The following is a 12,309-nucleotide window of genomic DNA, read 5'->3' as shown; positions in this document are numbered from 1 at the left end:
CCGAAGGGGCGCGCGGCCGAGAGGAACCGCCGGTGGCGCGCTACGCACGCTACCCCGTTCGCGGGCCTGGGCCCACCTGCGCGCCCCAAGTGATCCGGATCGGGCCCGGGAGCGGGCGTCGATCCGTGCTCGTCCCGGCGTGTCCCCCGGGCGGGGGACGGGCCGACACCCCGTGGGGCCGCGGGCTCGGTTCGGGCGGGCGGCGGGTGGGGCACTATGAGGTGGTGGCAGCCGCACGGTCCTCCGGTCGATCCCAGGATCGTCCCGGGCCGCTCCGCCGAGCGGGCCGGGCGATGGGGCGTGCGCTGCACCTGCCGTTCACGGGGACGGCGCGGGGGATCCGGCGGGCGACGCACGCGCACGGGGCGGGCGAGTCCGGGCTCGGGAAGCTGATCGAGCTGCACGCGGTGAACGGCGCCGGGGACATGATGATCACGGTGGCGCTGGCGTCGACGGTGTTCTTCTCCGTGCCGACCGACGAGGCCCGGGGCCGGGTCGCGCTCTACCTCGCCATCACGATGGCCCCGTTCACGCTGCTCGCGCCGGTGATCGGGCCGCTCCTCGACCGGTTGCCGCACGGGCGGCGGGCGGCGATGGCGGCGGCGATGGGCGCCCGGGCGGTGCTCGCGGTGGTGATGTCGGGACTGGTGGTGACGGGCGGGCTCGCGCTGTATCCGGCGGCGCTCGGGGTGCTGGTGGCGTCGAAGGCGTACGGGGTGGTGCGGAGCGCCGTGGTGCCGCGGCTGCTGCCGGCGGGCTTCTCGCTGGTGAAGGCGAACTCGCGGGTGACGCTGGCCGGGCTGCTCGCGACGGGCATCGCCGCGCCGGCCGGTGCGGGGCTCCAGCTGATCGGGCCGCGGTGGCCGCTGTACGGGGCGTGCGCGCTGTTCCTGCTGGGCGCGTTCTGGGCGGTGCGGATGCCGCACAAGGTGGACTCGGCGAAGGGTGAGCGGCGGGCGCACCTGCTGACGCACGGCGAGAAGAAGCCGAGTCTGCGGACGGTGGGTCCGGCGGTGCTGCACGGGCTGCAGGCGAACGCGGCGCAGCGGATGCTCTCCGGGTTCCTGATCTTCTTCCTGGCGTTCCTGTTGCGCGAGCATCCGCTGTCGGGTCAGTCGGCGGCGGTGTCGCTGGGGATCGTCGGCGTGGCGGCGGGAGTGGGGAACGCGTGCGGGACGGCGGCGGGCTCGCTGCTGCGGGACCGGGGGCACCGGCCCGAGGTGATCATCGCCACGATGATCACGACGGTGCTGGCGACGGCGGTGTGCGCCGCGGTCTTCTTCGGCGGGGTGATGGTCGCGGTGCTGGGCGCGGTCGCGGGGCTGACGCAGGCCCTGTCGAAGCTGTCGCTGGACGCGCTGATCCAGCGGGACGTGCCGGAGGTGGTGCGGACCTCGGCGTTCGCCCGGTCCGAGACGGCGCTCCAGATGGCGTGGGTGGTGGGCGGCGGGCTGGGGATCGCGATGCCGCTGAACGGGACGGCGGGGATGGCGGTGGCCGCGGGTTTCCTGGCGGTCGGCGCCCTGCTCGCCGTGCGCGGCCTGCTGTCGTCGCGCGGTCCGGGCACCTCCGACCGCCCGCAGCGGGCGAAGGTGGCCTGACCTCGGCCGGTACGGGTCCCGGGGGCGGGGTCCTCCGGGCGGGCCGTGCGCGGCACGCCGTACCCCCGCGTGGCAGCGGCGCGGCGGCCCGATAGCCTTCGGCTCATGACCGTTGCGTTCTTCTCCGGCTCGCGCCGCCGGGCCGCCGTCGCCCTCGGGGCCGTCTCCGCCGGGCTCCTCGTCCTCACCGCCTGCGATAAGCCGACTCCGATCGCGACCGTCACGGTCGGGAGCGAATCGATCAACTCCGAGGCGGCCTGCTACAACGACGGCGACCCCATCAAGGAGTCCGACGTCCAGAAGTGCCTCAACAAGAAGGCCGAGAAGTCGATCACCGTCGCCATGGACGACAAGGTCCGCTTCGGTGTGGACCCGGAGATCGCCGACAACGGCTGGACCATCTTCCTGGGCGGCCAGCAGGCCGAGCCGGAGCCGTACAAGAAGACGTACCGGACCATCCCGGCCAGCGCGTTCTTCTCCAGCCAGCAGACCGGCGAGACCACCGACGAGACGCAGGTGACGATCGTCGAGAACACCGGCAAGACGCTCACCGGCATCTGGCACTTCAAGCTGAAGAAGGAATCCTGATCCTCCGGTGCACCGCCGGACCCTGATCGTGACGGCCGTGGCGGCGGAGGCGGACTCCGTCGCCGGCGGTCTCACGACGCCCGCCCGCCCGGGCGGGGAGCTTCCCGTGCCGGGGGGCCTCGTGCTGCGCCGGTACGCGAACGCGGACGTCCTCGTGGGCGGGGTGGGGCCCGCCGCCGTCGCCGCGGCGACGGGGGCCGCGCTGACCCGCGCCGCACTCGTCGGCGAGCCGTACGGGCTCGTCGTCTCCGCCGGGATCGCCGGCGGCTTCCCCGGCCGTGCCCCGCTCGGCTCGCTCGTCGTCTCCGACGCGATCGTCGCCGCCGATCTGGGCGCCGACACCGCCGACGGGTTCGTGCCCGTCGAGGAGCTGGGCTTCGGCCGCTCCGTCCACCCCGTGCCCGCCGGGCTCACCGGGCCCGTCGCCGCCGCGCTCGCGGCCGCCGGGCTCCCGCACACCACCGGGACGGTGCTGACCGTCTCCACCGTGACCGGCGGCGCCGCCCGTGCCGAGCAGCTCGCCGCCCGCCACCCCGGGGCCGCCGCCGAGGCGATGGAGGGCTTCGGGGTCGCCGAGGCCGCCGCCGCGCACGGCACGCCCGTCCTGGAGCTGCGGGCCGTGTCGAACGCCGTCGGGCCCCGCGACCGCGCCGCCTGGCGGATCGGCGACGCCCTGGACGCCCTGCGGCACGCCGTGACCGCAGTCGAATCGACCCTGTCGGAGGCCCGGCCGTGCAGCTGAAGATCGCCTACTCGCCCTGCCCGAACGACACCTTCGTCTTCGACGCGTGGGCGCACGGCCGCGTCCCCGGCGCCCCGCGCCTGGACGTCACCTTCGCCGACATCGACGTCACGAACGGCTGGGCGGAGAGCGGCACCGACTCCCACGACGTCCTGAAGGTCTCGTACGCCGTCCTGCCGTGGATCCTCGACCAGTACGCGCTGCTGCCCTGCGGCGGCGCCCTCGGGCGGGGCTGCGGGCCGCTGGTGCTGACCCGGGAGCCGGGCCTGGACCTGCGGGGGCGGACGGTCGCGGTGCCGAGCGAGCGCTCGACCGCCTATCTGCTGTTCCGGCTGTGGGCCGCCGAGACCGTCCCCGGCGGGGTCGGCGAGGTGGTCGTGATGCCGTTCCACGAGATCATGCCGGCCGTCCGGGACGGCAAGGTCGACGCGGGGCTCGTCATCCACGAGGCCCGCTTCACGTACAAGGCGTACGGGCTGCACTGCCTCGCGGACATGGGCGAGCACTGGGAGTCCACCACCGGGCTGCCGATCCCGCTGGGCGCGATCGTGGCCCGCCGCTCGCTCGGCGCGGAGACGCTGCGGCTGCTCGCCGACTCCGCGCGGCGGTCGGTGCGGATGGCGTGGGACGACCCGGCCGTGTCGAGGCCGTACGTCATGGAGCACGCGCAGGAGATGGACCCGAAGGTCGCCGACCAGCACATCGGGCTGTACGTGAACGAATTCACCGCCGACCTCGGCGAGGCCGGCTACGCGGCGGTCCGGGGGCTGCTCACCCGGGCCGCGGCCGAGGGGCTGGTGCCGCCCCTCGGCCCGGACGCGCTGTCCTTCCCGTGACGGGCGCCGTCAGACGTCGAGCTGGTCGGCGACCGCCCGCAGCAGGCCCGCGATCTTCTTGCCGGCCGCCTTGTCGGGGTACCGGCCGCGCTCCAGCATCGGCGTGATGTTCTCCAGGAGCGTCGTCAGGTCCTGCACGATCGACGCCAGTTCGTCGGGCTTGCGGCGCTGCGCCGCCGCCACCGACGGGGTCGGGTCGAGGACCGTCACCGAGAGCGCCTGGTCACCCCGCTGACCGGCGACGACCCCGAACTCCACCCGCTGGCCCGGCTTCAGTGCGTCGACCCCGGCAGGGAGCACCGACGAGTGCACGAAGACGTCACCGCCGTCATCGCGGGAGAGGAAGCCGAAGCCCTTCTCGCTGTTGAACCATTTGACCTTGCCAGTCGGCAAAGCACACGCTCCCTCTGTCGGTATCGGACACTCCTGGGCGCCCGTGGAAATGCCCTGGAACACCTTACTGGGGAGGTCCCCAGGCACAGTGAGGGTTAATCCCGCGCTCGGACGGGCTGGCCCCCGACCTGGGAAGGGACCGGAAACGGGCAGCGCGGTCCGGGAGAAGATCGTCAGAATCAGCGTGCCAGAGGTTCCTGCGCCACGTGGCGTCCGAGGAGGTCAGGCGCTTGACGAGGCTGCGCCCGTTCGCCAGGGCGTGCAGTGTGGGAAGTCGCGCCGAGTGCTTTCGTCTCTGCTCAAGCTGCCGGATCACGTTCACGGACACGCTCGAACGCTCCGACAACTCTTCCTGCGTCAGGCCCGCCAAACGGCGCAGCCGACGCAAGGTCTTGCCGAGGGCTTCGGTCGTCACGCCGCCGCCGTGCGCCGCCGCCTTTCCAGACCTCGGGGTTCATGAGTTCCTGGGTCGAAAGGGTGACCTTCCCCTGATCGTGTCGTTGATCTGATGACAGCACCGCGGGCGAGGGGAGGGGTGGTGAACCGGAAGCTGCCGCTGCGCGACGGGGAGGCGGCCCGTACCGCTTGCGCCCGTGCCCTGCTCCGGTCGGGGGTGGTGGAGAGGACCGGCGAAGTCCTCGCTGCCGCCGTCCTTACGGAACGTGTGGGCTGGTGTACCGACCTGGTGGTCGGAATGGTCGGCACCTTGCTGTCCACACACTGGAACGCCACTGACGTGGACGCGCTGGCCTCGGGTGTGGACGCGGGCGGCCGAGGGCTGCCGTCGAAAGCCTGGATGGCTCTGCGTCGCCTGGGCTGGGCCGTCGCCCCGGCCGGGAGCGTGAAGGTGAACGACCGGATCGTACGAATGGCGCAGGAGCATGCAGGGCGCGTGCTGCGGTCGGCGAAGTGGCGCGCGGATGTGACGGCCGGGATTCTGACAGCCTGGCCCGCAGATCCGGACCGGCGAACGGCCGCGGAATGGGACCAGGTACGTGACGCGATTCCGGGCGGGGAGCGCCTACCGACCGGCGTGATCCGTTCCCGCACCCGCCAGATCGCCACCTACCTGCGCAGGCACGGGCGGCTTCCCGTGGATGTGTTCGAGCTGGAGCTCGCACCGCGTACGGCCCGCATGCTGGTGCTCGCCGCGTGCGACGGCCAGCAGGCCACGATCGAGCGCTCCGAGGACGGGTGCCGGGGGCTGCTGCGCCTGCAACTTCCGATCCGGCCGGATCCGCAGACGTACGCGGACTGGACATGGGTGGCCTGCCCCGTCACTCTGCCGCCCACGGTCCCTGCCGACGCAGTACTCCATCTACCCACCCTTCGCGCTTCCGGCGGAAGAGTCCGAGTCGATCTCGCCTATGCCCACCCCGTGCCGAAGCCGAAGCGGTCCGGCCACACCGTCGCCCTCGGGGTGGACTGGGGTCTGAACACCCTCCTCAGCGCGGGCTCCGTCCGGGTGCACGACGACGGGCGGCTCACCGCCCTCGGAGCGGGCGGCCAGTTTCGCGCGGGTGGCGTGCTGGCCAAGCAGCACCGGCTGAGGCGTATCGACGAGCGCCTGCGCGCCAAGTCGGACCACTACGCGCGGCTCGCCGATCCAGCGCTGAGTACCAAGGCGGAAAAGCTGGCGGAGGAGATCCGGCGCGTCTCCGAGCGTCGGTCGCACCTCAACGACGCTCTCGCCCGGTCCGCGGCCCGCTGGGCCGTCGACCAGGCCATCGCCGCCGGAGCCACGGTCATCTATCTGGAGGACCTGCGCTCCCTGGAGGCCAGCGGCATGGGCCGGGCAATGAACACCCGGCTCTCCCAGACCGTACGAGGCCGGATCGCCGACTGGATCCGGCACCTGGCCGCCGAGATCGGTATCGCCGTCGTCACCGTCCCTCCACGCAACACCTCCAAGCACTGCCCGCGCTGCCTCGCGCCCCTGCGCCACCGCAAAGCACCCGACCGACCCACCGTGCCCGGCTGGAAGTGGGCTCTGTGCCCCAACTGCGGCTGGCAGGGCGACCGGGATCAGGGCGCCTGGCGCCGCATCGCCGCACGTGGCCTGGCTCACCAAGCCACAACAGTCGTGGACCGCACGAGCGGGCAGATGATGATCCGCACTGTAGTCGACACGCTGGAGACCAAGGCCGCCATCACAGAGACCACCCCGAGAACCAGCCGAAAGGACCGGTCCAAGACCGGCCCGACCCGGCCACGCACCAATCGCCCCGCGCCCAGGCGACGCGGGGTTCCCTCCCCGGCGTGGCCTCCAGGCCGCACCGGCCGGCGTCCGGAGGGACACGCACCAACGGACCGATCACGGCTGCCCCGCGCAGCCGACCGGCACCAGAGCGTGACCGCGATCAGCACACCCACCACCCGCCGACACCGGCCGCGAGGAGCAGCGTTGGGTGCAGGATTCCACTTCCACGCCCACGCTTCCCCACCGAGGTGGACACCGCCCGAGCCGGACCTGACGGTTCGCACGGGCCCGCCCAGCTGACCAGAGACGCCAATGCTCCAGGGGCCCGGCCAGGGGAACTACCCTGGCGGCATGCGCAGCGAAATCCCCACAGGACCAGTGAGCGAATCCGCAGACGACTCCGCGCCGGGCGATGGTCTCGTCAAGGCGGGAGTCGTCGTCTTCGCGGTCGGGGCGGTCGCGACGCTGGTCACCATGGCTCCGCTCTTCCTCGGAACCGATCCCTTCCCGACCGTCGCCTACCTGGTGTCCATGCTGATGGGCGTCGGTTTCGCACTCGCCGCCGCCGGGGTGCTCCGGTCGGTCGCAGCCCAGCGGCGGCAGGCACGGCGTACCGCCTAGAGAGCACAGTGGCTAGAGAGCACAGTGATCGGCGCCGCGGCTCGGTGAGGTTTCTCGGGGTGGGCCGGGTGTGTGGGTCTAGGGTGCGGCCGCCCTCTTTCCGAGAGTGGCACCTTCCACCACCGCGTCAAGGGCGCCTTCGGCGTCGCTGCGCGATGGGCTTCGCCCACCCTTGACCCGGCGACGGAAGCCGCCAAACACTCTCGGAGGGCGGCCGGGGCGGGGCCACCGGGAAGCGGAGGGAATCGGCGGGCGTCCGCGCCCGGGCGGCGGGCCGGTGGGTGGGGGGTCCGGGTATCGCTCCCGCGTGAGTGTCGGCGATGCGTGGGTGGGTGGGGGCGCGGACGCCGCCCGGCCGGAGCGATACCCCGGGCACCGGGACCCACCCACCCGCAGGCGCGCACCCTACCCCGGCCGACCCCGGCGCCCTTGCGCGGGCCCGCTCCCCCCCCCTCCGAGTTTTCCTGCACGCCTGGAGGTGGCGGGTCAAGGGTGGGCGAAGCCCATCGCGCAGCGACGCCGAAGGCGCCCTTGACGCGCCGCCGGAAGGCGTGACCCTCGGAGAAGGGGGCGGCCGCACCCGAACCCCACGAAGCCGGGCAACCCCCGGAAGCAGCGGCGGCAGGCGCGCGGCGGGCGGCGGACCGCCTAGCCGAGGTACGTCTTCCACCAGGCGCGGAAGTCCGTCAGGTCCTTCAGGACCACGTCGGCGCCCGCCTCGCGGAGCTCCTCGGGGGCGCACGGGCCGGTCGCCACGGCCACCGACAGGGCTCCGGCGGCCTTCGCGCCGCGGACGTCGCCGGTGTGGTCGCCGATGTAGACCGAGGCGCCGTGGGCGCGCAGCGCCTCCGCCTTGCCCTCGGCGAACAGGCCGCCGACGATCGCGTCGGGCTCGATGCCGAGGTGGGCGAAGTGCTGCTCGGCGTGCGGGCCGTTCTTGGCGGTGACGACGACGGTCCGGCCGCCGGCCTGGCGTACGGCGTCGAGGGCGTCGCGGGCGCCCGGCATGGGGACGGTCGGCGCGAAGGCGTGGACGCCGTAGAGGGTGCGGTAGCGGGCGACCATCTCGGTGACCTGGTCGGCGGGCACCCAGTGGGCCATCTCCTGCTCCAGCGGGGGGCCGAGCCGGCTGACGACGAGGTCGGCGTCGACGTCGACGCCGTAGGCGGCGGCGAAGGTCTCCCAGGTGAGGCGGATGCCGGGGCGGGTGTCGAGGAGGGTCAGGTCGAGGTCGAAGCCGACCGTGAGGGGGCCTGCGGGAGCGTTCGTCGTCATGGGTGACATTGTGCCCGGGTGTTCGAATTTGGCCGCTGCTTAGACTGAGCCAAGCCTTACCGAACCTCCTTCTCGCCCGATGGGTGCACATGACAGCCGCTTTCCGTTCCAGACGGGTCCTCGCGACCTCGGCGGCCGTCGTCGCCCTGCTCCTCGCCGTCCTCCTCAGCCTCGCCGTCGGCGCCCGGCCGATCGCCCCCGGCACCGTCCTCGACGCGCTCCTGCACGGGGCCGGCGGCGACGACGCCGAGGTCGTCCGGGAACTCCGCGTCCCCCGCACCGTCATCGGGCTGATGGTCGGCGCCGCCCTCGCGCTCGCCGGCACCGCCCTCCAGGGCATCACCCGCAACCCCATCGCCGACCCCGGCATCCTCGGCATCAGCCAGGGCTCCTCGGTCGCCGTCGTCCTCGCCATCGCCTTCCTCGGCGTCCACAGCCTCTCCGGCTACGTGTGGTTCGCCTTCGCCGGCGCCGCGCTCGCCTCGGTCGCCGTGTACGCCATCGCCCACAGCGGCCGCGGCGGCGCCACCCCCGTGAAGCTCGCCCTCGGCGGCGCGGCGATCAACGCGCTGCTGCTGTCCGTGACGACCGGCGTGCTCACCACGAAGGCCGCCGCGCTCGACGAGTTCCGGTTCTGGCAGACCGGCTCCCTGGACGGCCGGGACGCCGCCACCATCGGCCAGATCTGGCCGTTCCTGCTGCTCGGCGCCGTCCTCGTGCTGTCCGTCGCCCGCGGCCTCGACGCGCTCGCGCTCGGCGAGGACGTCGCCAAGGGGCTCGGGCAGAAGGTCGCCACCGTCCGGATCGTCGGCGGCCTCGGCGCGACCGTCCTCACCGGCGCGGCCGTCGCCGCCGCCGGACCCATCGCCTTCGTCGGCCTCGCCGTCCCCCACATCGCCCGGGCCGTCGTCGGCTCCGACCACCGGTGGGTGCTGCCGATGGCCGCGCTGATCGGACCCGTGATGGTGCTCACCGCCGACGTCGCCGGCCGGATCGTCTTCCCACCCGGCGAGGTCCCCGCCGGCGTCATGACCGCCCTCATCGGCGTGCCGTTCCTGGTGACCCTGGTCCGGCGGAAGGCGGTGCCGGCATGAGCCTCCCCGCCACGAGGATCCGCCCCGCGGGCTACGGGCTCGTCCGCACCGGACCCGCCTCCTTCCTCGTCCACCGCCGCTCCCTGCTCGCCGCCGGCGCGCTGCTCCTCCTGCTCGCCGCGGTCTCCGTCGCGTACCTCTGCGCCGGCGAGAAGACCGTCCCGCCCGGCGAGGTCCTGACGGTCCTCACCGGCGGCGACTCCCCCGCCGCGTTCGTCGTCGAGGAGCTGCGCGTCCCGCGGCTCGTCACCGCGCTCGCCGTCGGCGCCGCCTTCGGCATCGCCGGCGCGCTCATCCAGACCGTCGCCCGCAACCCGCTCGCCTCGCCCGACATCATCGGCATCAGCCAGGGCGCCGGCGCGCTCACCGTCGCCGCGATGACCTTCGGCCTCGCCTCGTACACGGTGCTGCCCTACCTGTCGATCGCCGGCGGCGTCCTCGCCGCCGCGCTCGTCTACGTCTTCGCCTGGCGCGGCGGACTGCACGCCACCCGCTTCGTCCTCATCGGCATCGGCTTCGCCATCGCGCTCCGGTCCCTCATCACCCTCTTCATGACCAAGGGCGACTACCTCGTCGCCCAGCAGGCGCAGATCTGGATGACCGGCTCGCTCAACGGGCGCGGCTGGGACGAGTCCGCGCCCGTCCGCTGGACGCTGCTGGCGATGCTGCCCGCCGTGCTGTGGACCGCCCGCGCCCAGCGGACCGTCGCCCTCGACGACTCCACCGCCACCGCGCTCGGCGTCCGCCTCGGACGGGTCCGGCTCGGGCTCGTCGCGGTGGGCGTCGTCCTCGCCTCCGTCGCCACCGGGGTCGCCGGGCCCGTCGACTTCGTCGCGCTGCTCGCCCCGCAGATCGCCCGCCGGGTGACGCGCACCGCGCAGATCCCGCTGTTCTGCTCGGCGCTGCTCGGCGCGCTGATCGTCACCGCCGCCGACCTCGTCGGACGGCGGCTGTTCTCCCCGGTGGAACTGCCGGTGGGTGTCCTCACGGCGGCGGTCGGCGCCCCGTATCTGATCTGGCTCATCGTCCGGAGCCGCACGGGAGAGAAGGCATGAGCAGACTGACGGCCCGCGGGCTGACCCTCGCCTACGAGAACCGGGTCGTCGTCGAGGACCTCGACCTCGCGGTCCCCGACGGCAAGGTGACCGTCATCGTCGGCCCCAACGCCTGCGGCAAGTCCACCACCCTGCGGGCCCTCGGCCGGCTCCTCAAGCCGGTCCGCGGCGCGGTGCTGCTCGACGGGGAGGAGCTGGCGAAGCTCCCCACCAAGGCGATCGCCCGCTCGATCGGCCTGCTGCCGCAGACGCCCGTCGCACCCGAGGCCATCACCGTCGCGGACCTCGTCGCCCGCGGCCGGCAGCCCCACCAGGCGTGGTGGAAGCAGTGGTCCGAGGAGGACGAGCGGGCCGTCACCGAGGCCATGGCCCGCACCGACGTGGCCGCCCTCGCCGACCGGTCCGTCGACGAACTCTCCGGCGGGCAGCGGCAGCGCGTCTGGATCGCGATGGCCCTCGCCCAGGAGACCGACCTGCTCCTCCTCGACGAGCCCACCACCTACCTGGACATCGCGCACCAGGTCGAGGTCCTCGACCTCGTCCGCCGCCTCAACCGCTCGCGCGGGCGGACCGTGGTCCTCGTCCTCCACGACCTCAACCAGGCCGCGCGGTACGCGGACCACCTCATCGCGATGAAGGCCGGACGGGTCGTCACCCAGGGCCCGCCGGCCGAGGTCGTCACCGACGCCATGGTCCGGGACGTCTTCGGCCTCCCCGCCGTCGTCGTCCCCGACCCGGTGACCGGCTCCCCGCTCGTCGTCCCCGGCGCGCCCTGGGAGGACCGGGACTCAGCCCCGGCGGGCGCGGCGGACCAGATAGAGGGCTGACAGGAGGGCGGCCGCCCGCAGGGTCCACGGCCAGGTGTCGGCGAGCGCCGCGCCCAGCGCCTCCGGCGGGAGCGGGTCGCCCCAGCGGCCGTTCCGCCGGCCCCACAGCCAGGCGGCCGAGCCCGCCGCGGCGACCCCGGGGAGGACCAGGACCGCCGTCTTGACCTGCGCCGGAGTCAGCCGCCGGGAGCCGTACGCGATCAGCCAGCCGCCGGCCAGGGCCAGGAGCCAGCCGAAGGCCGCACCCGCGACCAGCAACAGCGCGGCGAGGAGCAGGAAGGGGTGGCCGACGCCCCGGCGCGCCGGTGCCCCGCCCTCCTCCTCCTGATCCTCCTCCACGGCCTCCGGCTCGGGGCGCCGCCGCCGCAGGACGCGGGCCAGCCGGCGGGCGCGGCCCACCGGGGCCGGCGCCTCCTCGGGCTCGTCCTCCTCCGGCGCCTCGGGCTCCGGCGGGCGGAAGAGCTCCGGCGCCTCCACGCCGCCGACGAAGCCCGGCACCAGCGCGTCCAGGTCGCCGCCGGGCTCGACCGACTCGCCGTGCCACCAGCCGCGGGGCTGGGGAACGGGGGCGGGCGCGTGTGCGGGACCGGGTGCGGGTGTGGTCCCGGGCGGGGTGCGGGTGTCGGTGGCGCTGCCGGAGTCGCCTTCGGTGTCGGACCACCAGGCGCCGCGCTTCGACGGCCGGGGGCCCGGGGGCGCCGGGGGCGCCGGTGCCGCCGGACGCCGGGCCGGGGCCGGGGCGGGGGCCGCCGGCGTACTCCTGCCGCCGCCGTCGCCGTCCTTCGCCCGCCGCACGACCTCGTCCGGCGTGCCCAGGTCGCCGAGGATGCCCCGGACGGCGGACGGGGACTCCTCGCCGTACGTGGCGCGGCGGCGGTCGATCTCGTCGCGGAGACCCGCCACCAGGGCACTGCGGTCGCCCGGCGGGAGCTGCCGCTGCTGGGCCAGGTCGCCCACCTCGCTCAGGTAGTCGAAGACCATCCGGTCGCTCTCGATGCCCACGCCGCCCCTCCACCGTCCGGCCGAACGCCGTCCCGGTCCTGACGGTAGCGCCTGTCCAGCGGATAACGTGGGGCG

12 protein-coding genes and 1 pseudogene are annotated in these 12,309 nt (G+C 74.1%); 9 read left to right on the top strand and 4 right to left on the bottom strand.

Annotated features, from left to right (window positions below):
• The first annotated feature begins 224 nt into the window (after positions 1-224).
• The 4 genes from ABFY03_RS21505 (at position 225) to ABFY03_RS21490 (ending at position 3,767) form a co-directional block, all read left to right on the top strand.
• Positions 225-1,601: an MFS transporter gene (locus ABFY03_RS21505; RefSeq protein WP_386723715.1), complete on the top strand. Its 1,377-nt coding sequence runs from the start codon at positions 225-227 to the stop codon at positions 1,599-1,601.
• 105 nt (positions 1,602-1,706) lie between these two features.
• A complete protein-coding gene (locus tag ABFY03_RS21500; protein ID WP_319011948.1) occupies positions 1,707-2,189 on the top strand; it encodes a DUF2771 domain-containing protein in 483 nt (160 codons plus the stop codon).
• 7 nt (positions 2,190-2,196) lie between these two features.
• Positions 2,197-2,931 (top strand): futalosine hydrolase, encoded by a 735-nt coding sequence (locus ABFY03_RS21495; RefSeq protein WP_319011947.1) that lies wholly within the window; start codon positions 2,197-2,199, stop codon positions 2,929-2,931.
• Positions 2,922-3,767, top strand: coding sequence for a 1,4-dihydroxy-6-naphtoate synthase (locus ABFY03_RS21490; RefSeq protein WP_319011946.1), 846 nt, complete (start codon positions 2,922-2,924; stop codon positions 3,765-3,767). The genes ABFY03_RS21495 and ABFY03_RS21490 overlap by 10 nt, the downstream gene beginning before the upstream one ends.
• A gap of 9 nt (positions 3,768-3,776) precedes the next feature.
• Here ABFY03_RS21490 and ABFY03_RS21485 read toward each other — a convergent pair whose 3' ends face one another.
• Both ABFY03_RS21485 and ABFY03_RS21480 read right to left on the bottom strand, forming a co-directional pair.
• Positions 3,777-4,160, bottom strand: coding sequence for a cold-shock protein (locus ABFY03_RS21485; RefSeq protein ID WP_030497965.1), 384 nt, complete (start codon positions 4,158-4,160; stop codon positions 3,777-3,779).
• A gap of 244 nt (positions 4,161-4,404) precedes the next feature.
• Positions 4,405-4,575: pseudogene (locus ABFY03_RS21480) on the bottom strand (helix-turn-helix domain-containing protein); the annotation flags it as partial.
• 123 nt (positions 4,576-4,698) lie between these two features.
• On the opposite strand from ABFY03_RS21480, the gene ABFY03_RS21475 reads away from it, so the two are divergent.
• Both ABFY03_RS21475 and ABFY03_RS21470 read left to right on the top strand, forming a co-directional pair.
• Positions 4,699-6,660: a zinc ribbon domain-containing protein gene (locus tag ABFY03_RS21475; RefSeq protein WP_346170635.1), complete on the top strand. Its 1,962-nt coding sequence runs from the start codon at positions 4,699-4,701 to the stop codon at positions 6,658-6,660.
• Positions 6,661-6,711: 51 nt separating this feature from the next.
• Positions 6,712-6,981, top strand: a complete 270-nt coding sequence (locus tag ABFY03_RS21470) for a hypothetical protein (RefSeq protein WP_346170634.1) — start codon at positions 6,712-6,714, stop codon at positions 6,979-6,981.
• A gap of 648 nt (positions 6,982-7,629) precedes the next feature.
• Here the strand turns inward: ABFY03_RS21470 and ABFY03_RS21465 are convergent.
• Positions 7,630-8,265: an HAD family hydrolase gene (locus ABFY03_RS21465; protein WP_346170633.1), complete on the bottom strand. Its 636-nt coding sequence runs from the start codon at positions 8,263-8,265 to the stop codon at positions 7,630-7,632.
• An 80-nt stretch (positions 8,266-8,345) separates the two neighbouring features.
• Here ABFY03_RS21465 and ABFY03_RS21460 point away from each other — a divergent pair, with 80 nt between their 5' ends.
• Genes ABFY03_RS21460 through ABFY03_RS21450 form a run of 3 tightly spaced genes read left to right on the top strand, consistent with a single transcriptional unit; the run spans position 8,346 to position 11,232 of the window.
• On the top strand, positions 8,346-9,350 hold the full coding sequence (locus ABFY03_RS21460; protein ID WP_319011943.1) for a FecCD family ABC transporter permease: 1,005 nt from the start codon (positions 8,346-8,348) through the stop codon (positions 9,348-9,350).
• Positions 9,347-10,405 (top strand): FecCD family ABC transporter permease, encoded by a 1,059-nt coding sequence (locus ABFY03_RS21455; protein WP_346170632.1) that lies wholly within the window; start codon positions 9,347-9,349, stop codon positions 10,403-10,405. Before ABFY03_RS21460 ends, ABFY03_RS21455 begins: the two co-directional genes overlap by 4 nt.
• On the top strand, positions 10,402-11,232 hold the full coding sequence (locus tag ABFY03_RS21450; RefSeq protein ID WP_319011941.1) for an ABC transporter ATP-binding protein: 831 nt from the start codon (positions 10,402-10,404) through the stop codon (positions 11,230-11,232). Before ABFY03_RS21455 ends, ABFY03_RS21450 begins: the two co-directional genes overlap by 4 nt.
• Here the strand turns inward: ABFY03_RS21450 and ABFY03_RS21445 are convergent.
• Positions 11,194-12,234, bottom strand: a complete 1,041-nt coding sequence (locus tag ABFY03_RS21445; protein WP_346170631.1) for a hypothetical protein — start codon at positions 12,232-12,234, stop codon at positions 11,194-11,196. The genes ABFY03_RS21450 and ABFY03_RS21445 overlap by 39 nt on opposite strands.
• Between the last annotated feature and the right edge of the window lie 75 nt (positions 12,235-12,309).

This window comes from Streptomyces roseofulvus, from assembly GCF_039534915.1.
GTDB lineage: Bacteria > Actinomycetota > Actinomycetes > Streptomycetales > Streptomycetaceae > Streptomyces > Streptomyces roseofulvus.
Note: the sequence above shows the minus strand (reverse complement) of the source record. Positions and strands in the feature narration are given on the sequence as shown.

Excerpts from the sequence above, each read along its gene's own strand:
- ABFY03_RS21455 (WP_346170632.1), top strand. The coding sequence starts at position 9,347 with ATGAGCCTCCCCGCCACGAGGATCCGCCCCGCGGGCTACGGGCTCGTC.
- ABFY03_RS21470 (WP_346170634.1), top strand. The coding sequence starts at position 6,712 with ATGCGCAGCGAAATCCCCACAGGACCAGTGAGCGAATCCGCAGACGAC.
- ABFY03_RS21460 (WP_319011943.1), top strand. The coding sequence starts at position 8,346 with ATGACAGCCGCTTTCCGTTCCAGACGGGTCCTCGCGACCTCGGCGGCC.
- ABFY03_RS21450 (WP_319011941.1), top strand. The coding sequence starts at position 10,402 with ATGAGCAGACTGACGGCCCGCGGGCTGACCCTCGCCTACGAGAACCGG.
- ABFY03_RS21500 (WP_319011948.1), top strand. The coding sequence starts at position 1,707 with ATGACCGTTGCGTTCTTCTCCGGCTCGCGCCGCCGGGCCGCCGTCGCC.
- ABFY03_RS21465 (WP_346170633.1), bottom strand. The coding sequence starts at position 8,265 with ATGTCACCCATGACGACGAACGCTCCCGCAGGCCCCCTCACGGTCGGC.